This window comes from Modestobacter sp. L9-4 (genome assembly GCF_019112525.1).
In the GTDB taxonomy this organism is placed as follows: Bacteria; Actinomycetota; Actinomycetes; order Mycobacteriales; family Geodermatophilaceae; genus Modestobacter.
In genome coordinates, this window is sequence record NZ_CP077800.1 from 222,618 (window position 1) to 242,975 (window position 20,358).

General features: G+C 75.2%; 20 protein-coding genes. 9 read left to right on the forward strand and 11 right to left on the reverse strand.

Features of this window, described 5'->3' with window-relative positions:
• Positions 1-55: 55 nt before the first annotated feature.
• The 4 genes from KUM42_RS01030 to KUM42_RS01045 are packed head-to-tail and all read left to right on the forward strand — an operon-like array spanning position 56 to position 3,426.
• Positions 56-565: a sigma-70 family RNA polymerase sigma factor gene (locus KUM42_RS01030; RefSeq protein ID WP_237494465.1), complete on the forward strand. Its 510-nt coding sequence runs from the start codon at positions 56-58 to the stop codon at positions 563-565.
• Positions 549-1,622 (forward strand): hypothetical protein, encoded by a 1,074-nt coding sequence (locus tag KUM42_RS01035; protein WP_237494466.1) that lies wholly within the window; start codon positions 549-551, stop codon positions 1,620-1,622. Before KUM42_RS01030 ends, KUM42_RS01035 begins: the two co-directional genes overlap by 17 nt.
• On the forward strand, positions 1,619-2,578 hold the full coding sequence (locus KUM42_RS01040; protein ID WP_237494467.1) for an ABC transporter ATP-binding protein: 960 nt from the start codon (positions 1,619-1,621) through the stop codon (positions 2,576-2,578). The genes KUM42_RS01035 and KUM42_RS01040 overlap by 4 nt, the downstream gene beginning before the upstream one ends.
• Positions 2,575-3,426, forward strand: a complete 852-nt coding sequence (locus KUM42_RS01045) for an ABC transporter permease (protein ID WP_237494468.1) — start codon at positions 2,575-2,577, stop codon at positions 3,424-3,426. The genes KUM42_RS01040 and KUM42_RS01045 overlap by 4 nt, the downstream gene beginning before the upstream one ends.
• 43 nt (positions 3,427-3,469) lie before the next feature.
• On the opposite strand, the gene KUM42_RS01050 is transcribed toward KUM42_RS01045, so the two are convergent.
• The gene (locus KUM42_RS01050; RefSeq protein ID WP_237494469.1) at positions 3,470-4,792 is read right to left on the reverse strand and encodes an aldose epimerase family protein; all 1,323 of its coding nucleotides are present in this window, start codon (positions 4,790-4,792) and stop codon (positions 3,470-3,472) included.
• A gap of 202 nt (positions 4,793-4,994) precedes the next feature.
• Here KUM42_RS01050 and KUM42_RS01055 point away from each other — a divergent pair, with 202 nt between their 5' ends.
• Complete coding sequence (locus tag KUM42_RS01055; protein WP_237494470.1) at positions 4,995-6,458, forward strand: YdiU family protein; 1,464 nt, start codon at positions 4,995-4,997, stop codon at positions 6,456-6,458.
• Between the two features lie 41 nt (positions 6,459-6,499).
• Positions 6,500-7,066: a hypothetical protein gene (locus tag KUM42_RS01060; RefSeq protein ID WP_237494471.1), complete on the forward strand. Its 567-nt coding sequence runs from the start codon at positions 6,500-6,502 to the stop codon at positions 7,064-7,066.
• A 32-nt stretch (positions 7,067-7,098) separates the two neighbouring features.
• Here KUM42_RS01060 and KUM42_RS01065 read toward each other — a convergent pair whose 3' ends face one another.
• Positions 7,099-7,398, reverse strand: coding sequence for a hypothetical protein (locus KUM42_RS01065; protein ID WP_237494472.1), 300 nt, complete (start codon positions 7,396-7,398; stop codon positions 7,099-7,101).
• A 389-nt stretch (positions 7,399-7,787) separates the two neighbouring features.
• Between KUM42_RS01065 and KUM42_RS01070 the strand changes: the two genes are divergently transcribed.
• A complete protein-coding gene (locus tag KUM42_RS01070; protein WP_237494473.1) occupies positions 7,788-9,026 on the forward strand; it encodes an Ltp family lipoprotein in 1,239 nt (412 codons plus the stop codon).
• 78 nt (positions 9,027-9,104) lie between these two features.
• On the opposite strand, the gene KUM42_RS01075 is transcribed toward KUM42_RS01070, so the two are convergent.
• From KUM42_RS01075 to KUM42_RS01095, 5 genes are all read right to left on the reverse strand, one after another.
• Complete coding sequence (locus KUM42_RS01075) at positions 9,105-10,601, reverse strand: MFS transporter (protein WP_237494474.1); 1,497 nt, start codon at positions 10,599-10,601, stop codon at positions 9,105-9,107.
• A gap of 86 nt (positions 10,602-10,687) precedes the next feature.
• Entirely contained in the window at positions 10,688-12,256 is a 1,569-nt protein-coding gene (locus tag KUM42_RS01080) for an alpha/beta hydrolase fold domain-containing protein (RefSeq protein ID WP_237494475.1), read from the reverse strand.
• A 128-nt stretch (positions 12,257-12,384) separates the two neighbouring features.
• Positions 12,385-14,469 carry a xanthine dehydrogenase family protein molybdopterin-binding subunit gene (locus tag KUM42_RS01085; RefSeq protein ID WP_237494476.1) on the reverse strand — a complete coding sequence of 695 codons (2,085 nt, stop codon included), beginning with the start codon at positions 14,467-14,469 and terminating at the stop codon, positions 12,385-12,387.
• The gene (locus KUM42_RS01090; RefSeq protein ID WP_237494477.1) at positions 14,466-15,485 is read right to left on the reverse strand and encodes a xanthine dehydrogenase family protein subunit M; all 1,020 of its coding nucleotides are present in this window, start codon (positions 15,483-15,485) and stop codon (positions 14,466-14,468) included. Before KUM42_RS01090 ends, KUM42_RS01085 begins: the two co-directional genes overlap by 4 nt.
• A complete protein-coding gene (locus KUM42_RS01095; protein WP_237494478.1) occupies positions 15,482-15,991 on the reverse strand; it encodes a 2Fe-2S iron-sulfur cluster-binding protein in 510 nt (169 codons plus the stop codon). Before KUM42_RS01095 ends, KUM42_RS01090 begins: the two co-directional genes overlap by 4 nt.
• Before the next feature lie 76 nt (positions 15,992-16,067).
• Here KUM42_RS01095 and KUM42_RS01100 point away from each other — a divergent pair, with 76 nt between their 5' ends.
• Entirely contained in the window at positions 16,068-16,643 is a 576-nt protein-coding gene (locus tag KUM42_RS01100; protein WP_237494479.1) for a DUF664 domain-containing protein, read from the forward strand.
• A gap of 25 nt (positions 16,644-16,668) precedes the next feature.
• Here KUM42_RS01100 and KUM42_RS01105 read toward each other — a convergent pair whose 3' ends face one another.
• The 4 genes from KUM42_RS01105 to KUM42_RS01120 all read right to left on the reverse strand — a co-directional run bounded on the left by KUM42_RS01105 (position 16,669) and on the right by KUM42_RS01120 (position 18,471).
• Positions 16,669-16,821, reverse strand: a complete 153-nt coding sequence (locus KUM42_RS01105) for a hypothetical protein (protein ID WP_237494480.1) — start codon at positions 16,819-16,821, stop codon at positions 16,669-16,671.
• 76 nt (positions 16,822-16,897) lie between these two features.
• A complete protein-coding gene (locus KUM42_RS01110; RefSeq protein WP_237494481.1) occupies positions 16,898-17,233 on the reverse strand; it encodes a DUF4267 domain-containing protein in 336 nt (111 codons plus the stop codon).
• A gap of 48 nt (positions 17,234-17,281) precedes the next feature.
• Positions 17,282-17,842, reverse strand: a complete 561-nt coding sequence (locus KUM42_RS01115; protein ID WP_237494482.1) for a hypothetical protein — start codon at positions 17,840-17,842, stop codon at positions 17,282-17,284.
• Positions 17,839-18,471: a class I SAM-dependent methyltransferase gene (locus tag KUM42_RS01120; RefSeq protein ID WP_237494483.1), complete on the reverse strand. Its 633-nt coding sequence runs from the start codon at positions 18,469-18,471 to the stop codon at positions 17,839-17,841. The genes KUM42_RS01115 and KUM42_RS01120 overlap by 4 nt, the downstream gene beginning before the upstream one ends.
• 54 nt (positions 18,472-18,525) lie before the next feature.
• Between KUM42_RS01120 and pabB the strand changes: the two genes are divergently transcribed.
• Positions 18,526-20,358 (forward strand): aminodeoxychorismate synthase component I, encoded by a 1,833-nt coding sequence (gene pabB, locus KUM42_RS01125; protein WP_237494484.1) that lies wholly within the window; start codon positions 18,526-18,528, stop codon positions 20,356-20,358.

Here is a 20,358-nt window from a genome sequence, read left to right on the forward strand (position 1 = left end):
GATCGCGGTGGGCCTGCCGGCCCGCGCGCGGGGACCGGCGCGAGAAGGTGGTGTCGTGGGCGGAGCCGGGGTGCGGGGCGACCTGGCCGAGGTGTTCCGCCGCGACTACCAGCGGGTCGTCGGCGTCGCCGCCCGGGTGCTCGGCTCCCGCGACCAGGCCGAGGACGTCGCCCAGGAGGTGTTCCTCACCTTCGGCCGGTCCGCCGTCCCCGCCGCCGAGGCGCCGGGCTGGCTCGCGGTCGCCGCCGCGCACACCGCGCTGAACCTGATCCGGTCCGGCCGCCGCCGCGCCTCGCGGGAGGAGGCGGTCGCCGCGACCGCCGACACCGTGAGCCCCGACGTCGCCGAGGCGGTGCTCACCCGTGAGGACCGCAGCCGCGTGCGTGCCGGGCTCGCCCGGCTGCCGCAGAAGCAGGCCGTGGCCCTGGTGCTGCGGCACAGCGGCCTGTCCTACGCCGAGGTGGCCGCGGCCCTCGACATGTCCCCCGGCAGCGTCGGCACCACCGTCCGCCGCGCCGAGTCCGCCCTGCGCAAGGAGCTGATCCGTCATGCGTCATCCGACTGAGGGCGTGCTGCGCCGGCTCGTCGACGCCCCCGCCGGGGTCTCCGCCGACGACCGCGCACACGTCGCCGGCTGCCCCGCCTGCCTGGCCGGCCTGGCCGCCGCCCGCGACGACGCCACCACCGTGGCCACCGCGCTGCACGCCGACGTCCCGGACGCCGACCTCCCGGCCGCCTGGCAGCGGCTGACCTCCGGCCTGGCCACGGCTCCCCGCCCGGCGCCGGCCCGCAGCCGGCGCGCCCGGGAGCTGCTGCGGCGTCCGGTCGTCGCCGGCGTCGCCGTCGGCGTCGTGCTCGCCGGTGCGGGCACCGCGGCGGCCAACGACTGGCTGCCGGTGTTCCGCACCCAGGCCGTGCAGCCGGTCGCCTTCGACACCGCCGACCTGGTGTCGCTGCCGGACCTCTCCGGGTTCGGCGACCTGGCCGTGTCCGGCGAGCCGGACGTGCACACCGTCGCCGACGCCGCCGCCGCGACCGAGGAGAGCGGGCTCGCGGTGCCGGAGGTGACCGAGCTGCCCGACGGCATCACCGGTGCCCCGACGTTCACCGTGGGCGACCAGGTGACGGCCACGTTCACCTACTCCGCCGCCCGGGCCGCGGAGACGGCCGCGGCCGCCGGTGAGCAGCTGCCCGCGACCTCCGACCAGCTCGACGGCAGCGCCGTGCAGCTGACCGCCGGCCCCGGGGTGGCGCAGGTGTTCTCCTCCGGCACCGGCGTGCCCGGCCTCGTCGTCGGCCGCGCCGTGGCCCCGACGGCGTCGTCCACCGGCGTCCCGTTCGAGACGCTGCGGGACCACCTGCTGTCGCTGCCCGGCCTGCCCGACGACGTCGCGGCGCAGCTGGCCACCTTCACCGCCGACGGCGGCACACTGCCGCTGCCGGTGCCCAGCGACCGGGTCACCACGTCCGCGACCGACGTCGACGGCGTCCCGGCCACCGTGCTGGAGACCCGCGACGGGCTGCTGTCGGCGGTGATCTGGGTGTCCGACGGCTCGGTGACCGTCGTGGCCGGCTCGCTGGACACCGACGAGGTGCTCGAGGTCGCCCGGGAGCTGCGGTGACGGCAGCGGGACCGGCCGGCGCGGCCACCGCGCTGGCCGACCTGCCGCCCGGCCCGGCCGTCTGGTGCTCCGGGCTGCGCAAGCGGTACGGCAAGCAGCAGGCGGTGAGCGACGTGTCGCTGGAGGTCGGCCGGGGCGAGGTCGTCGGCCTCCTGGGCCCCAACGGCGCCGGCAAGACCTCGGTGATCAAGATGCTGCTGGGCCTGGTGCGCCCCGACGCCGGTGAGGTGCTGCTGCTCGGGCAGGACGCGCGCCGGCCGGCGTCCCGGGCGCGGGTGGGCTACCTGCCCGAGCTGTTCCGCTACCAGCCGTGGCTGTCCCCCGCCGAGGTCATGGAGCTGCACGTGCGGCTCTCCGGCCTGCCCGTCGGGGTGCAGCGGCAGCGCGAGTGCCTGGCGCTGGTGGGCCTGGCCGACCGCGCCGGCGACCGGCTGGGCGGGTTCTCCAAGGGGATGCAGCAGCGCCTCGGGCTGGCGGTCGCGCTGGTCGCCGACCCCGAGCTGGTGGTGCTCGACGAGCCGACCAGCGCGCTGGACCCCCTCGGGCGGGTCGACGTCCGCGACATCGTGCTGGCGCTGCGCGAGCGCGGCGTCGCGGTGCTGCTCAACTCCCACCTGATCGGCGAGGTCGAGCGGGTCTGCGACCGGGTGGTCATCCTCGACCGCGGCCGGGTCGCCGCCGCCGGCACGCTGGCCGAGCTGCTGGGCCAGCGGGAGGTGCGGCTGCACCTGACCGACCTGCCGGCCGGTGCGGCTGCGCGGCTCGCCGCGGCCGGCCCGGTCGAGCGCGAGGGCGAGTGGTTCACCGTCGCGCTGCCCGCCGACGACACCGGGACGGCGGTGCCCGACCTGGTCGGTGACCTGGTCGCCCTCGGCGTGCGGGTGCACGCGGTGGAACCGGTGCGGATCAGCCTGGAGGAGCGCCTGCTCGGCATCCTGCGCGAGGGCGCCCGGTGAGCGCGGCGGGCACGGTCGTCACGATCGCCGCGCTGACCCTGCGCGAGGCGACCCGGCGGCGGGTGCTGCTGGCCCTGGCGGTGCTCACCGTGCTGCTGCTCGCGCTCAGCGGCTGGGGGTTCACCCGGCTGGCCGCGGAGGGCCTGACCAGTGGGGAGGCCCAGCTGACCGCCTCGGTGGTGCTGAACCTGGTCATGTTCGGCTTCAGCCTCATCGCCGCGCTGGGCACCGCGTTCCTCGCCGGGCCGACGCTGGCCGGGGAGACCGAGTCCGGGATCGCGCTGGCCGTGCTGGCCCGGCCGGTGCACCGCTGGGCCTTCCTGCTGGGCAAGCTGGCCGGGCTGGTCGTGTTCGGCGCCGGGTTCGTCGTCGTCGCCGGCCTCGCCGAGCTGCTCGTCGTGCAGGCCACCGTCGGCTACTGGCCACCCGAGCCCGTCACGGCGCTGGGGCTGCTGGCCGCGCAGACGGTCGTGCTGCTCACCCTCACCGTGCTGCTGTCCACGGCGATCTCCCCGATGGCCTCGGGCGTGGTGGCCGTCGGGCTGTTCTGCACCACCTGGGTGGCCGGCGTGGTCGGTGGCATCGGCGCCGGCCTGGGCAACGACGCCGTCGAGCGGGTCGGCAGCGTGTCCCGGGTGCTGCTGCCCACCGACGGGCTGTGGCGCGGGGCGATGCACGCCTTCCAGGACCCCTCGGCGCTGCTGCAGTTCGGCAGCGGCCCCGAGGCCGGGGCGTTCCCCTTCCTCAGCCAGGACGCACTGGCCCCCGCCTACCTGGCCTGGGCCGCGCTCTGGGTGCTCATGGTGGGCGGGCTGGCCGCGCTGGCCTTCTCCCGCCGCGACCTCTGAGGTCCCCGCGTGCCCGCACCGGCGGGCACGCGGGGCCGGTGGCTCAGTCGTCGAACGCGAAGACGGTCGTGCTGTCGTACACCTCGCCCGGGCGCAGCTCGGTGGAGGGGAACTCCGGCTGGTTCGGGGAGTCCGGGAAGTGCTGGGTCTCCAGCGCCAGCCCGTCACCCTGCCGGTACGCGCCCCCGCCGGTGCCCACGAGGGTGCCGTCGAGGAAGTTGCCGGAGTAGAACTGCAGCCCCGGCTCGGTCGTGGAGATGGTCATCGTGCGGCCGCTGTCCGGGTCGTGCAGCACCGCCGCCCGCTCCAGCCCGTCCTCGGCGTCCGACCCCTCCCGCGCGCCGTCGTCGCTCCGGTCGAGCACCCAGTTGTGGTCGTAGCCCTGCCCGTACAGCAGCTGCTGGTCGGCCTGCCGGATCCGCTCGCCGATCGCCACGGGCGTGCGGAAGTCGAACGGGGTGTCCTCGACGGGTGCGACCTCGCCGGTGGGGATGAGCGTCTCGTCGACCGGCGTGTAGCCGCTGGCGGCGATCTGCAGCTCGTGGTCGTAGATGGTGCCCGAGCCCTCCCCGGCCAGGTTCCAGTAGGAGTGCTGGGTCAGGTTGACCACGGTGGGTGCGTCGGTGGTCGCCCGGTAGTGCACGGTGAGCGCGCCTTCGGCGTCCAGGTCGTAGGTGACGGTGGTGCTGAGCGTGCCGGGGAAGCCCTGGTCACCGGCCGGGCTGACCAGGTCCAGCTGCAGCGCCGCGGTGTCCTCGTCCCCGACCGACTCAGCCGCCCACACCCGGTCGTCGAACCCGTCGGGGCCGCCGTGCAGGGTGTTCGGGCCGTCGTTGAGCGGCAGCTGGTAGCTCGCGCCGTCCAGCTCGAAGGCACCGTTGGCGATCCGGTTGCCGTAGCGGCCGATGACCGCGCCGAAGTAGGGGTCGGTGTCGGCGGCGTAGCCGGCCACGTCCGGGAAGCCGAGGACGACGTTCGCGGCCTGGCCCCACCGGTCGGGCACCTCGAGGGTCTGGATGATGCCGCCGTAGGTCAGCACGCGCATCGTGACGCCGCCGTTGGACAGCGTCCAGCGCTCGACGGGCGTGCCGTCGGGGGCGTTGCCGAAGGGCTCGACGGTGGCCGTGGGCTCCCCGCCGTCGTGGCCGCCGCCGTGCCCGTCGCCGTTGCCACCGCCCGGGCCGCCCCCGGTGGCGCCGGCCGGGGAGGCCGCCGTGCTCAGCAGGACGCCGGCGCTGACGACGGCGACCACGGGGACGGTGAGGGCGGGCCAGCGGCGCCGTCGCCTCCGGTCGGGACCGGGCTCGGTCGGACCGGACCCTGCGGGACCGGTCGGGGGCACGTGCGAGGCGGGGTGCTCGGGCATGGGGACTCCGTTGTCCGTTGCGTGGGTCCACCGGCGTTCTCGCGCGGTGGCCGGGCACGACGGACCCCGTACCAGGAGCTGTGCAGGGAGGGGGTCGTGCCCTCGTGCAGTCCTCGAACGCATCGACCGTAGGGAGACCGGCGGAGCACTGTCAACCAGCTCCGGCACGCCCGGTGTCGGTGGCGCTCGTACCCTCGGGACGGTGACCGTCGCACCGCACGAGACCGTGGTCCTGGGCTCCTCCTTCGCCCGCGCGCTGCCGGAGATGGCCGTGCCGTGGCAGGCCGCCGAGACCCCCGACCCGACGCTGCTGGTGCTCAACGAGCCGCTCGCCGCCGAGCTCGGCCTGGACCCCGCGGAGCTGCGCGCCCCCGACGGCGTCGCCCTGCTGACCGGCACCGCCGTGCCCGCAGGGGCGACCCCGGTGGCGATGGCCTACGCCGGGCACCAGTTCGGCGGGTTCAACCCGCGCCTGGGCGACGGCCGCGCCCTGCTGCTCGGCGAGCTCACCGACCCCGCCGGCCGGGTGCGCGACCTGCACCTCAAGGGCTCCGGGCGCACCCCCTTCGCCCGCGGCGGTGACGGGCTGGCCGCGGTCGGCCCGATGCTGCGCGAGCACGTCGTCAGCGAGGCGATGGCCGCCCTGGGCATCCCCACCACCCGCTCGCTGGCCGTGGTGGCGACCGGGCGCACGGTGCGACGGGAGACCCCGCTGCCCGGCGCCGTCCTCGCCCGGGTGGCGAGCAGCCACCTGCGGGTGGGCAGCGTGCAGTACGCCGCGGCCTCCGGCGACGTCGCGCTGCTGCGCCGGCTCGCCGACGTCGCGATCGCCCGCCACCACCCGGCCGCGGCCGACGCCGAGCAGCCGTACCTGGCGCTGTACGAGGCCGTGGTGACCGCCCAGGCCGAGCTGGTCGCGCGGTGGATGCAGGTGGGCTTCGTGCACGGCGTGCTCAACACCGACAACGTCACGCTGTCGGGCGAGAGCATCGACTACGGCCCGTGCGCGTTCATGGAGGCCTACGACCCGGCCACGGTCTACAGCTCGATCGACACCGGCGGCCGGTACGCCTTCGGCAACCAGCCGGTGGTGACGGAGTGGAACCTGGCCCGGCTGGCCGAGGCACTGCTGCCGCTGTTCGCCGACGACCAGGAGCAGGCCGTCGCGCTGGCCGTGCCCGCGCTGGAGCGGTTCCGGCCGCAGTACGGCGCCGCGATGCTCACCGGCTGGGCGGCGAAGCTGGGCCTGCCCGCCGGGCTGGACGACGCCGTGGCCGCGCCGCTGGTCGAGGGGCTGCTGGCCCTGCTGCACGCCGACCACGTCGACCTGACGTCGTTCTGCCGCGCGCTGGCCGGTGCCGCCCGCGGCGACGTGGCGCCGGCGCGCGACCTGTTCCTGGACCTGGCGGGCTTCGACACGTGGCTGGCCTCCTGGCGGGCGCTGGGCCCCGACGCCGACGCGATGGACCGGGTCAACCCCGTCTACGTCCCGCGCAACCACCTGGTCGAGGAGGCACTGACCGCCGCGACCGACGGCGACCTGGCGCCGCTGCACCGGCTGCTGGAGGCCGTCACCGACCCGTTCACGCCCCGGCCCGGACTGGAGCGGTACGCCGCCCCGGCGCCGGTCGACTTCGGTGTGTACCGCACGTTCTGCGGCACCTGACCGGAGCGTGACCGGCCGCGGCCCGGGGTACCGCTGCGCCCATGAGCGGGAAGAGCGCGGACGACTACGCGGCCGACTACACCGAGCCCGAGCTGCGGGAGCGACTCAAGGAGGAGATCAAGGCCGGTGAGAAGGGCGGCCGCGCGGGTCAGTGGAGCGCGCGCAAGAGCCAGCTGCTGACCACCGAGTACGAGCAGCAGGGCGGCGGCTACGTGCACGAGGGCGAGCGCACCGAGTCCCAACAGCACCTGTCGGAGTGGACGGCTCAGGACTGGCACACCGCCGACGGCGGCACCGCCGAGCGCGGCGAGCACGAGACCGCGCGCTACCTGCCCGACGCCGCCTGGGCGCTGCTGAGCGAGGACGAGAAGAAGGCCACCGACGCGGCGAAGCGGCACGGCGAGGGCCAGCACGTGCCCAACACCGAGGCCGCCAAGGAGGCCCGCAAGGCCGCCGAGCTGGTCGACGTCCCGGCCCCGGAGGCGCGGGAGAAAGTGCGGGAGATGCACGGGGACTCCCAGCTGGACCGCGCCGAGCGGGCGGAGGAGCTGGGGCGGCACCGGAAGACGGTGCTCGGGGAGATCGAGCACCAGCGCTCGGCGGAGTAGCCGGCGACGGTCGGCCCGGCGCCCGCGGAGCCTCAGTCCCGCGGCGCGGCGGGTGCGCTCAGCAGTCCGGCGAGCGCCGACACGGCCGAGGTGGTGCCGCTCACCCAGATCGGGCGGGCGTGCTGGGGCCAGCGCAGCCGGGCCAGGACCATGCTCGTGGCGTGCAGGCTGTCGATGCCCGCACCGGCGAGCACCACCGCACGCGTCGGGCGCACCAGCGTGACCGCGCTCTGTGCCACCAGGCGGGCGCCGAGCACCCGGACGATCCAGGCAGCCGGCTCCGGTCCACCGCCGCACACCGCGCGGGTGAGGCCGCCGGGACGGAGCAGCATCACGGCTCCCCACCCCGTCCAGAGGACGGCGAGCACCCGGGTGACCCGACTGTCGGTGCTGCCAACGCGACGAGCGCTCATGCTCTGCCCCTGCTCTCCAGCGGTGCCTCGAGCCACCCGCGGGAGCCGGGTCGGCGGGTGCCGCTCCCCGGTGCTACCCGGGCCACCCGCACCGACACGTACCGGCCTGGCCACCCGCCCTGAGTGGGACGGGGGCGGCCCACCAGTGCTGGGACAGGTAGTGCTCGTGGGACGTGGGCAGGCTCCTGCGCCAGGAGGCCATCGATGTGCCGATCGCGGCCTGATCGGTTCCGGATGCTCCTGTACTTCGGATGGTTGCGCACTGAGAATCTCCCGCAGGCCCAGTCACCTCACAGCACAGGAGCGGCATGTCACGCGACGCACACCCCACCTCCTCCTCAGGGCACGCCCTGCGGAAGACGCTCGCCGTCGGGGGGTTGACGCTCGCGGTGGCCCTGGGTGCCGCGCCGGCAGCCCACGCCGACCTGTTCACCTCGCCCGCCACCGGTACGCACGACGTCCACGGCGACATCCTGGCCCGGTACAACGCCGTGGGCGGTCCGGGCGGCGCGCTCGGCTACCCGACGACCGACGAGCAGGGCACGCCCCGCGTCTACGGTGCCGTCAACCACTTCCAGTACGGGTCGATCTACTGGTCGCCTGCCTCTGGCGCGCACGCCGTCCGCGGCGCGATCCGGGACACCTGGGCCGCGCTCGGGTGGGAGAACGGCACCCCCGGGTTCCCCGTGACCGACGAGTCCCCGGTGCGCGGTGGCGCAGGGCAGCACTTCCAGGGCGGCTCGATCTACTGGTCCGGGCCCACCGGCGCGCACGAGGTGCACGGCGCCATCCGCGACAAGTGGGCCTCGCTGGGCTGGGAGAACTCCGAGCTCGGCTTCCCCACGACCAACGAGCTCGGGACCCCCAACCGCCGGGGTGTGTACACCGGCTTCTCCGGCGGCTCGATCTACTTCTCCCCTGCCACGGGCGCCCAGGCCGTCCGCGGGGCCATCCGCGACCGGTGGGGCACGGCCGGCTACGAGAACGGCTTCCTCGGGTTCCCGACCACCAGCGAGACCCCGGTGGCCGGCGGTGCGGTCAACCACTTCCAGGGCGGCTCGATCTACTGGTCCCCGGCCAACGGCGCGCACATCGTCCAGGGCGCCATCCGGGACAAGTGGGCCTCCATGGGCTGGCAGGAGTCAGCGCTGGGCTTCCCCACGACCGGTGAGTACGACGTGCCGGGCGGAAAGCGGGAGAACTTCGAGCGCGGCTCGATCACCTGGACGCCGCAGACCGGCGCCCAGGTCGACCCGCCGAGCGTCGCTGCGGCGAACGCCCGGCAGAAGGCACAGGACTACCTCAAGTACTCCGCCTTCTCGCGGTCCGGCCTCATCGAGCAACTGCAGTACGAGAAGTTCTCCCTCCAGGACTCGACCTGGGCCGTCGACAGCCTGGGCGTGGACTGGTACCAGCAGGCGGTCAAGAAGGGTGCGTCGTACCTGAAGTACTCGTCGTTCTCCCGCGACGGGCTCATCGACCAGCTCGAGTACGAGGGCTTCACGCACGACCAGGCCGTTTACGGGACCACCCGGAACGGTCTGTGAACCGGCGCCGTCTCCCGGGTCGCTGCACGCGGCCCGGGAGACGGCCCACCTCCTCGCTGGAGTGGTCAGGGGTGCAGGTCACGGGTGCGCGGTCGCGTGGTGGCGGTGCTCCTGCGCCCGGTCACGCTCCTCCTCCGCCTCGTCCCGGCGGTCGTGCCGCCAGTCCAGGACGCCGATGACCAGCGCTGCCAGCGCACCCACCACGGCCACCGCGAGCGCGGCCGCGGCCGCCAGCGGGAAGCGCTGGTCGGTGTGGGCGAGCACGAGGTAGAACAGCCCGGGCAGGGCCGCGGTGCCGATGGCGCCGCCGAAGCGCTGGAAGGTCTGCAGTGCCCCACCGGCCGAGCCCGCCTGCTCCACGGGGACGTCGCGCAGCGTGAGCGTCACGTTGGGCGAGATGACGAACCCGCCGCCGATGCCGGCCAGCAGCAGGGTCGGCGCGATCGCCCAGCCGGTCGCCCCCTCCGGCACGGTGGCGATCAGCAGCGCCGTCGCGGTGAGCCCGACCGCCACCCCGGTCAGGCCGAACACCGTCAGCGCCCGGCCGTACCGCTCGACCAGCCGGCCGGCGATCACCGCGGCCGACGCCGATCCCACGGCGAAGGGCGTGACGGCGAGCCCGGACTGCAACGGCGTCCAGCCCAGGCCGGTCTGGAAGAACAGCGCGAAGGTCAGCCAGATGCCGCTGAAGCCGACGAAGTAGACGGTGCCGAGCGCCACGCCGGGCGCGTAGCCGCGGGTCCCGGTGACCAGCCGCGGGTCGAACACCGGGTCCTTGCCCGACCGCACCACCCGCTGTTCCCACGACCAGAAGGCCACCAGCAGCACGACCCCGATCGGGAAGCACCACCAGTACCGGGTGAGCCCGCCGGACTCGGCCTGCACCAGCGGGAAGAGCAGCGCCAGCGCCCCGGTGCCGAGGAGCAGGACGCCGGGGACGTCGATCCGCCCGTGCCCGGCGGCCTCGCGTGCGGGGATCAGGCGCAGGGCGAGCACGAAGGCCACCACGCCGATCGGCACGTTGACGTAGAAGATCCACCGCCAGCCATCGGGACCGGATGCCAGCGCGAGCAGCGCGCCGCCCACCACCGGGCCGACGGCGGTGGAGATGCCGACCGTCGCGCCGAAGAAGCCGAACGCCCGTCCGCGCTCCGGGCCGCGGAACAGCTGCTGGATCAGCGCCGAGTTCTGCGGCGCCAGGACGCCGGCCGCCACACCCTGGGCCAGCCGGGCGGCGATGAGCAGCCCGGCGGTCGGCGCGGCCCCGGCGGCCGCGCTGCAGACGACGAAGGCGACCAGGCCGATGAGGAACAGCCGGCGGCGGCCGAAGGCGTCCCCGAGCCGCCCGGCCGGCACCAGCGCGATGCCGAATGCGAGCGCGTAGCCGGACACCACCCACTGCACGGTGGCCGGGGAGGCGCCCAGCCCCTCCTGGAGCGAGGGCAGGGCGACGGAGACGATGCTGACGTCGAGCAGCGTCATGAAGCCGACGACGAGGGTCACCCACAGCGCCGTCCAGCGCTTCGGGTCATCGCCTGCGGGCGCGTCCTGCTGGTCCTGCGCAGTGCCGGTCACGGATGTCCTCTCGGGGTCGCGCCCGGGAGGGCCGTTCGAGGTGGGTAGCGCACCGGCCCCCGCGTCCAGCGGGGGCCGGTGGGAGGTCACACCGCCGCGGCGGCGGGGCGCTCGAAGGCGGCCAGGAAGTGCGCCGCCGCGTCCTGCTGGGCCTGCTCGGCGTCCTCCAGCACCGCGGAGGCGCCGAAGAACTCGTGCATGACGCCCGGGAAGTAGCGGTGGGTGGTCTCCACCCCGGCCGCTTCGAGGTCCTGGGCGAACTGCTGGCCCTGGCTGCGCAGCACGTCGCGCTCGTCGGTGATGACCAGCGTGGGCGGCATGACCGCGCGCTGCTCGGCCGTCCAGTCCAGCAGCGCGATGCGCGGGTCGGTGCCGGCCTCCGGCTTGCCCTGGAACGCGTGCAGCGCCATCCAGGACAGCAGCGGCCGGTTCAGCGGGCGGGCGTCGGCGGCGTCCTCCATCGACTCGCCGAACTGCTCACCGGTGGTCAGCGGATAGACCAGCACCTGCGCGCGCGGCATCGGCTCGTGGGCCTCGGCCAGCTGCAGGCTGGTCGCGGCGGCCATGTTCCCGCCGACGGACTCGCCACCGATGGCCATGCGGGCGGGGTCCCCGCCCATCTCGGCGGCGTTGAGCACCAGCCAGCGCCAGGCGGTGATCACGTCGTCGTGGCTGGCCGGGAAGACCGCCTCGGGGGCGCGCCGGTAGTCCGGCGACACGATGATCGCGCCGGTCTTGTTCGACAGCGCCCGGCACGACGCGTCGTAGGTGTCGATGTCGAACAGCACCCACCCGCCGCCGTGCACCCACATGATCACCGGCAGCCGGCCCACGGCGGGGTCAGCCGGGGTGTAGACGCGCAGCGTCTGGGTGCCGCCGGCGCCGTCGGGGATGGACAGGTCCTGCACCGAGCCGACGGGCTCAGGGCCCTCCAGTCCGCGGTCGGCCATGACCTTCTTGACGGCGTCGTCGGGGCCGGGCTGCTTGCGGGCCTCCTTCGGCGTCAGCGTCTCGAACGGCAGCGGCCGCAGCGAGGCATGCGCGTCGACGATCGCCTGCGCCTGCGGGTTGAGCAGCCCGCTGGCGTCGGTGGCGGCCTCCGCGTCGGCGCCGGAGACCCGGTCGCGGACCAGGTCGACCGGTGCGGCCAGGGCACCGACGATCTTCTCCTTGATGCCGCCGTTGGGGGCGGCGGGGTGCGGGTTGGTCGGGCCGCGGCGCTTGGCGGTGAGGAAGTCCTCGCCGAGCTGTGCCATCCGCTCGGCCCCGACCTTGGAGCGGAACTCGGGCAGCTCCTGGCCCTCCTCGTCGCCCACGTGGTGCCGGACGACGGCCATCAGCGTCGTGAGCGCCTCCTCGAACGCGGGCTCGCCGGGCTGGGTGTCGCCCAGGACGACGAGCAGGTCCTTGATCTCCTGGTGCTCGCCGGTGGCGTCGTGGTTCTCCTCCACCATCCCGATCTCGGTCCAGATCGGGTAGAGGACGGTCTCCTCGGCGAAGGCGTGCATCGACAGCTCGGTCGAGACCTGGTCGACCAGCACGCGCCGGTTGCCGCGGTGGGCCTCCAGGTGCTGGAACTGGCGCTCGACGACGGCGTGGTCGTCGGCGATCAGGTGGTCGATGTCACCGGGCAGGGTGGGGTAGCTCAGGGCCACGGGGTCTCCTGGGGTTCTCGGACGTCCGGTGCGCAGCAGCGCGGCGCCGGTCGGGCTCCCTCGTGCGCTACCCGGTGGTGCACGACCGCACACCGGCCCGTCGGGCGGTCACCCGACGGGCCGGGGGCTCAGTCGAGGCCGGCGAGGACCTTGTCCAGCGTCACCGGCAGGCCACGCACCCGGACACCGGTGGCGTGGTGGACGGCGTTGACCACCGCCGCCGCCGTCCCGGTGATGCCGATCTCGCCGATGCCCTTGGCACCCATCGCGTTGACGTACGGGTCGTGCTCGTCGAGCCAGTGCGCCTCGATCTGCTGCACGTCGGCGTTGACGGTGATGTGGTACTCGGCGAGGTCGTGGTTGGCGACCTGGCCGATCCGGGTGTCGAAGACGCTGTTCTCGTGCAGCGCCATCGACAGCCCCATGGTCATGCCGCCGATGAGCTGCGACCGGGCCGTGCGCGGGTTGATGATCCGGCCGGCCGCGAAGACGCCGATCAGCCGGGGAACCCGGATCTCGCCGGTGTCGGCGTTCACCCGGGTCTCGACGAACTGGGCGCCGAAGGCGTAGGCGGCGTGCGCGTCGTCCATCGCCGCCTGGTCCACGTCGCCGGAGGCCTCGTCGCCGTCGCGGGGGTCGGTGCCGTACTTGCCGCGGAACTCCCGGGCGGCCTGCACGATCGCCGAGCCCCAGGTGTTGGTGCCCGAGGAGCCGCCGGCGACCGAGGCCGTCGGGTACCGGGTGTCCCCGATGTGGACGTCGACGTCGGCGACGTCGACCCCGAGGGCGTCGGCGGCGATCTGCGGCAGCACGGTCCAGGCGCCGGTGCCGAGGTCGGCCGCGCCGATCTCGACGGCGTACCGCCCGTCGGTGAACCGCACGTTCGCCGTCGACGTCGCCTGCCGCATGGTCGGGTAGACGGAGGAGGCGACGCCGTAGCCGACCAGCCAGTCGCCCTCCCGCCGCCGGCCGGGCCCGCGGGTGTCCCAGCCGAAGCGCTCGGCGCCCTCGCGCAGGCACTCGACCAGGTGCCGGCTCGACCACGGCTTCCCGGTGTCGGGGTCGACGTCGGGCTCGTTGACGATGCGCAGCTGCACCGGGTCCATGCCGAGTGCCCCGGCCAGCTCGTCCATAGCGACCTCGGGGCCGAACATGCCCGGGCACTCCCCCGGTGCCCGCATCCACGACGGGATCGGCACGTCGAGGGGGGCCAGCCGGTGGGTGGTGCGCCGGTTGGGCGAGGCGTACATCATCCGCGTCGGGACGCCGGTCTGCTCCGCGAACTCCTTGACCTTCGAGGTCTGCTCGACCACGTCGATCGCGATCGCCGACAGCCGGCCGCGGTGGTCGGCGGCCAGCTGCACCCGCTGGATCGTCGGGGTGCGGTACCCGGTGAGGAAGAACATCTGCTGCCGGGTGAGCGCGAGCTTCACCGGACGCCCCGGCACGGCACGGGCCGCCATGGTCACCAGCATGACGTTCGCGTGCGGGTTGCCCTTGGAACCGAAGCCGCCGCCCACGTAGGGGCAGACGACCCGCACCCGCTCCTCGTCCAGGCCGAAGACCTCGCTGACCGCGGCCCGGTCGGGGTGCACGCCCTGGGTGGAGTCCCACAGCGTCAGCGACCCGTCCTCCCACAGCGCCGTCGTGGCGTGCGGCTCGATCGGGTTGTTGTGCAGCATCTGGGTGTCGTACGTGTGCTCCACCGTCACCTCCGCCGACGCCATCGCGGCCGCGACGTCGCCCTCGGCGGTGTCGGTGGGGTGCCCGGCGTTGACCTCCTCCGGCGCGTACAGACCCGGGTGGTCGGTGCGCAGCACGCTGTCGTGCGGCTGCTCGGCGTAGGTCACCGTGATCCCGTCGGCCACCTCGCGGGCGAGCTCGGAGGTCTCGGCGACGACCACCCCGATCAGCTGCCCGCGGAAGGCGACCTCCGGCGACTGCAGGACGGCGTACTCGGCGTCCTCGGTCGAGGCCAGCCGCTCGGCGTTGAACGGGGTGAGCACCGCGAGCACGCCGTCCAGCGCCTCGGCCGCGGCGGTGTCCATCGCGGTCACCCGGCCCAGCGCGATCGTGGCCTGCACCGGGTGGCAGAACGCCGGGTGCTCCACGTCGGTCTCGAACGCGTAGGTGGCGGTGCCGCGCACCTTGTCCACGCCGTCGCGGCGGACGAGCGACTGCCCGATCGCGTGCGGCTCCAGCAGGTCGGTCATGACTGCCCCTCCGGGGTGAGCGCGCGCAGGGTGGCGACCACCGTGCGGTGGACGAGCGGGACCTTGAAGCCGTTGCCGCCGCCCTCACCGGGCTGCGGCTGGGCGGCGGCCAGCTCGACGTCCATGGCGGCACGGACGGCGTCGTCGGTGAGCTCGGCCCCGCGCAGCAGCTCCTCGGCGCGGGTGGCCCGCCACGGCGTGTGGGCGACGCCGCCCAGGGCGATCCGCACGTCCCCGCCCGGGACGACGACCGCGGCCACCGACACCAGGGCGAAGGCGTAGGAGGCCCGGTCGCGCACCTTGCGGTAGGTACTGCGGGTGCCCGCCGGCAGCGGCGGGAGGTCGATCGCGGTGATCAGCTCACCGTGCGCCAGCGTGGTGTCCCTCGACGGGTCGTCACCGGGGAGCCGGTGCAGCTCGGTGAACGGGAGGGTGCGCTCCCCCGTCGGGCCGAGCACCTGCACCTGCGCGTCGAGGGCGGCCAGCGCCACCGCCATGTCCGAGGGGTGCGTGGCGATGCAGGTCTCCGCCGCCGTGGGGTCCGGCAGCGCGGCCGTCGTCCCCAGGATCGCGTGATAGCGGGTGTAGCCGCCGACGGCGGCGCAGCCACTGCCCGGCTCCCGCTTGTTGCACGGGGTCGTCACGTCCTGGAAGTACACGCACCGGGTGCGCTGCAGCGGGTTGCCGCCGGTGGTGGCGGTGTTGCGCAGCTGCCCGGTCGCGCCGGCCAGCAGCGCCTGGGCGAGCACCGGGTACCGCTCGCGCACCCGCCGGTCGGCGGCGACCTCGCTGTTGGTCGAGGCCGCACCCAGCCGCAGGCCGCCGTCGGGGAGGTCGGTGACCTCGCGGGAGGTGAGCGTGCGGACGTCGACGACCAGGTCGGGCCGGGCGACACCGAGCTTGAGGTGGTCGACGAGGTTGGTGCCGCCGGCCAGGAAGACGGCGTTGGGCTCGGCGGCGACGTCCCGCACGGCCTCGGCGACGTCGCTCGGGCGGACGTAGGCGAACGGCTTCACCGCGCGCCGCCGGCCTGCTGCACGGCCGGGACGATGTTGGCGTAGGCGGCGCAGCGGCACAGGTTGCCGCTCATCCGCTCGGCGACCTCGTCGTGGCTCAGCTCCACCTCGCCGGTGAGGTCGGCGGTCGCGTGGCTGGGCCACCCGCGGGACACCTCGTCGAGCACCCCGACCGCGGAGCAGACCTGCCCCGGCGTGCAGTAGCCGCACTGGAAGGCGTCGTTGTCCAGGAACGCCTGCTGCACCGGGTGCAGCTCCCCGGCCGGGGCCAGCCCGTCGGCAGTGGTGATCTCCGCGCCGTCGTGGGCCACGGCCAGGGCCAGGCAGCTGAGCTGCCGCTGCCCGTCGAGCAGCACCGTGCAGGCGCCGCACTGGCCGTGGTCGCAGCCCTTCTTCGGGCTGGTGTTGCCCAGCCGTTCGCGCATCAGGTCCAGCAGCGTCGTGCGGGTGTCGACGGGCAGCTGATGCCGCGTCCCGTCGACGGTCAGGGTCACCTCGGCGTCCATGGACGTCGCGGTGCCCGCCCGCAGGGGCGCGGCAAACCACCCACCGGATGTCGGACCCGCCCCCTACGGTGCCGGCATGACCGAGCTGCCGCCCTGGGAACCACCGTTCGCCGGCACCGACGCCGAGCACCTGCTCGGCGTGCTGGGCCGGCTGCGCACCACCTTCCGCTGGAAGACCGCCGACCTGGACGCCGCCGGGCTGCAGGCCCGGGTCGGTGCGTCCGCGCTCACCCTCGGCGGCCTGCTCAAGCACCTCGCCAGCGTGGAGGACGACGTGTCCACCCGGCGGCTGAGCGGCGCCCGGATCGGGGAGCCGTGGGAGTCGGTGTGGGCCGGCGGCGACGACTGGGCGTTCACCTCCGCCGCCGACGACACCCCCGAGCAGCTCTACGCGTACTGGGACGACGCGGTCGCCCGGTCCCGCGCGCGGCTGGACGCCGCACTCGCCGCGGGTGGGCTCGACCAGCCCGTCGACCTGACCGGCCCCGACGGCACGCACGCCAGCCTGCGGCGGCTGGTGTGCGACCTGGTCGAGGAGTACGGCCGGCACACCGGGCACGCCGACCTGCTGCGGGAGGCGGTCGACGGCCTGGTCGGCGAGGACCCGCCGTTCGGCTGGCGGCCCCGCGTCGGCCGGCTGCCCGTCGGCTGAGCGGCGGGCAGCCGGCGCGGGACGGTCAGGCGTTCAGGCCGACCAGCAGCATGTAGGCGAAGATAACCACGACGATCAGCACGAAGGTGCCGATGATGAGGGCGCGGGCGCGGTTCTTCGGGATCCGCCCCGTGCTGCCGTCGGGGGTGCGGTCGGGCTCCGTGGGGTTCACGGCCATGGGTCTCTCCTGGGTGCGTGCGTGCGTGCGTCGGTGCGTGCGTCGGTGGAGGCGGTCGGTGAGGCGGGTGTGCCGGTCAGCGGCGGTGCCAGCGGACGGCGCCGGCCGCCGAGGTCGCCAGCACGGTCAGCGAGAGCCCGGCGCTGCGGGGTGCCACGTTGCGGCGGTGGCGGGAGACGAGCACCGCAGCCGCGTCCAGCGTGGTCAGCAGCAGCGTCACCTCGGTGGTGCGCTTGGCCTGGGGCGCGGGCGTGACCAGCAGCGCCGCGCCCATCGCGATGTTGCGGGCGGCGATCAGCCGCACCAGCAGCGGCAGCGCGACGTCGGTGCGGGTCGCCTCCGGGTCCAGACCGAGCAGCCTGGGGAGCGCACGCGGCACGAACAGCGCGGCCGTCCCCAGCCAGATCGACACGGTCCCGACTGTCTTGCGGGTGATGTCCCATTCCTCGGCCATGGGTGATCACTGCCCGGCGGCGGGAGCGGCCAACCGGCGGCCTCCAGCGACGAGGACCACCACCAGCGCGAGGAACGGCAGCGTGACGGCGCTGGCCACCACGTCGCTGACCGCGGCGACGGTGAAGGCGCCCACACCCGGGGCGTCGAGCGGGCCGAGCACCCGGGCGGACCCGAGCGCGGCGACCGAGGCCGGGACGGTCAGCAGCGCCGACACCGCACCGCCGAGGACGACGCCGGCGAGCACCGTGAGCGGCGCCAGCCGGACGGCCCGCACCGCCAGCCGCGTGCCGCGCCCCAGGGCGCCGGACAGCACCGGCCGCTCCCCCGCGGGCAGGGCGGCGAGCGCGCCGGTCACCCACAGCTGGGCCAGCAGGCCGGTGCCGAAGCCGACGACGTCGACGGCCAGCGCGGCGGCCCGGCTGGGGTCGTCCCAGACGAGCACCTGCCGCAGCACGTCGGGGACGGTGTTGACCAGCGTGGCCGCCAGCGCGACGAGGTAGGCCGCCCGCGCGTGCCGGCGGAGCAGGTGCAGTGCCTGCCGGACCGTGTCCAGCGGCGCGCTCACTGCTTGGCGGCCACGAGGCCGGTCCAGCAGCCGAGCAGCCTGTTCTCCTGGCCGACGACGGTCAGCCCGACCGAGCGGGCGGCGGACGCGACCGTGGCCGGGGTGGGCCGGTCGCCGTCCGCGGGGTGGAAGGCCACGGCCCGCAGCGGGCGGCTGTCGACGAACCGGGCGGTCATCTCGCAGGAGTAGAACCGGCCGCCGGGACGCAGGACCCGGGCGGCCTCGGCGACGACACGGCGCCAGTCGACCGCGTGGTGCAGCACGTGGTGGGCGAAGACCGCGTCGTAGCTGCCGTCGGCGGCGGCCAGCGCAGTGGCGTCGCCGGCCTGCACGTCGACCCGGTCGCCCAGGTCGCGCAGCGCCTCGCGGGAGGCCCGCACGCTGGGCCCGTAGAGCTCGACGCCGTCGGCGTGCGCGGCCCCGAAGGTGTCCAGCGCCAGCCGCAGCCCGGTGCCGCGGCGGCCGCTGCCCAGCTCGAGCACCCGGCCCCCGGGCACGGGGCCGCCGAGGCGGAGCAGGATCGGCGCCTCGGCGGTGCGCTGGACCCGGGCACGCAGCCGCGAGTCCACCCACAGCCGGGTGCCGTCGACGTAGGTGGGCGGGACGCCGGGCGCGGTCACGTGGGGCACGGGACGTGCCTTCCCCGCGCGGGCGGTGCGGAACCGTCGGGCAGGCTGGTGCCGATGACCGTCCCCGCTGCAGGTGCGTCCGCGCCGTGGGCCCGCTTCGACGACCTCACGACCGGCACGGCGCTGCGCTGCCCGCCGCCGCGCCGGGTGCTGGTCGCGCGCCGGCCCGAGGACGTCGTCCCGGTGCTGGCCGAGGTCGAGGCGGCGACGGCGGCAGGCGAGTGGGCGTTCGGCTTCCTCGCCTACGAGGCCGCTCCCGGTCTGGACCCGTCCCTGGTGACCGCCGGGCCCGACGGCAGCCCGCTGGCGTGGTTCGGGATCGGCGGACCACCCGAGCCGACCGCGCCCCTGGCGCCCTCGGGGCGGGCGCAGGGACCGGAGTGGACACCGGACTGGTCCGACGCCGAGCACGCGGCCGCGGTGGACGTCGTCCGGGCGCACATCGCCGCCGGTGAGACCTACCAGTGCAACCTCACCGACCGGCTGCGGACCACCGGGGTGGACGACCCCGAGGCGCTCTACGCCGACCTCGCACTCGCCCAGCGCGGTGCGCACAACGCCTTCCTCGACACCGGCGACACCGTGGTCGCCAGCGCCAGCCCCGAGCTCTTCCTCGAGTGGTCCGGCGACCTCGTGCGCACCCGGCCGATGAAGGGCACCGCCCCGCGCGGGGTGACCACCGCCGACGACGCCGACCGGGCGGCGGTGCTGCGCGCCTCGGCGAAGGAGCAGGCGGAGAACCTGATGATCGTCGACCTGCTGCGCAACGACCTGGGCCGCGTCGCCCGCCCCGGCACCGTGCACGTGCCCGAGCTGTTCAGCCTCGAGCGCTACCCCACGGTCTGGCAGCTGACCAGCGAGGTCACCGCGCGGCTGCGGGCGGACGTCGGCCTGGTCGACCTGCTGCGCGCGCTGTTCCCGTGCGGCTCGGTGACCGGTGCGCCGAAGGCCCGCACGATGCGGCTGGTCCGCGACCTGGAGCCGACGCCGCGCGGGGTCTACTGCGGGGCGATCGGGCTGGTCGCCCCGCCGGGCTCGCCGTTCCGGGCGCGGTTCAGCGTCGCGATCCGCACCGCGGTGGTCGACCGGGCGACCGGGCAGGCCGTCTACGGCGCCGGCGGCGGCATCACCTGGGACTCGCAGCCGGCCGCCGAGCGCGCCGAGCTGCACGCCAAGGCCGCGGTCCTGCGCGCCGGGGCAGGTGACCACGCGCTGGTCGAGACGCTGCACTGGTCACCGGCCGAGGGAGCACGCCACCTGGACCGGCACCTGGCCCGGCTCACGGACTCCGCGGCGTACTTCGGGTTCGCGCTGGACCCCGGCGCGGTGCGGGCGGCCGTGGCCCGGGCGGTGGCGGGGCGGTCGGCGCCGAGCCGCGTACGGCTCACCGTCGTCCGGGCCGGCACCGTGACGGCCGGCGTCCGGGACGCACCGGCCGCACCCGACCGCCCGGTGACCCTCGCCGTGGACGACGACCCGGTCGACCCCGGCGACGTGTGGCTGCACCACAAGACGACCCGCCGGGAGGTCTACGACCGCCGCGCGGACCGGCACCCCGGCGCGGACGACGTGGTGCTGGTCAACGACCGCGGCGAGGTCACCGAGACGACGATCGCCAGCCTCGCCGTCCGGATGGGCGGGCGCTGGTGGACCCCGCCGACGGCGTCGGGCTGCCTGCCCGGCGTCGAGCGCGCCCGGCTGCTGGACGACGGCGTGCTGACCGAGCGCGTGCTCACCGTCGCCGACCTGCACGCCGCGGAGGAACTCGCCCTCGTCAGCTCCCTCCGCGGCTGGCGCGCAGCGGAGCTGATGGCCCCCTCGCCGGGCCCCGGGGCGCGCGGAGCGGGTCCCGGGGAGCGAGGGGGTCCTCCCGTTCAGTCCAGGTAG

Coding starts and splice junctions, on each gene's coding strand:
- KUM42_RS01050 (WP_237494469.1), bottom strand. CDS start 4,792: ATGCCCGAGCACCCCGCCTCGCACGTGCCCCCGACCGGTCCCGCAGGG.
- KUM42_RS01060 (WP_237494471.1), top strand. CDS start 6,500: ATGAGCGGGAAGAGCGCGGACGACTACGCGGCCGACTACACCGAGCCC.
- pabB (WP_237494484.1), top strand. CDS start 18,526: ATGACCGTCCCCGCTGCAGGTGCGTCCGCGCCGTGGGCCCGCTTCGAC.
- KUM42_RS01105 (WP_237494480.1), bottom strand. CDS start 16,821: ATGGCCGTGAACCCCACGGAGCCCGACCGCACCCCCGACGGCAGCACG.
- KUM42_RS01100 (WP_237494479.1), top strand. CDS start 16,068: ATGACCGAGCTGCCGCCCTGGGAACCACCGTTCGCCGGCACCGACGCC.
- KUM42_RS01035 (WP_237494466.1), top strand. CDS start 549: ATGCGTCATCCGACTGAGGGCGTGCTGCGCCGGCTCGTCGACGCCCCC.
- KUM42_RS01095 (WP_237494478.1), bottom strand. CDS start 15,991: ATGGACGCCGAGGTGACCCTGACCGTCGACGGGACGCGGCATCAGCTG.
- KUM42_RS01085 (WP_237494476.1), bottom strand. CDS start 14,469: ATGACCGACCTGCTGGAGCCGCACGCGATCGGGCAGTCGCTCGTCCGC.
- KUM42_RS01065 (WP_237494472.1), bottom strand. CDS start 7,398: ATGCTGCTCCGTCCCGGCGGCCTCACCCGCGCGGTGTGCGGCGGTGGA.
- KUM42_RS01070 (WP_237494473.1), top strand. CDS start 7,788: ATGTCACGCGACGCACACCCCACCTCCTCCTCAGGGCACGCCCTGCGG.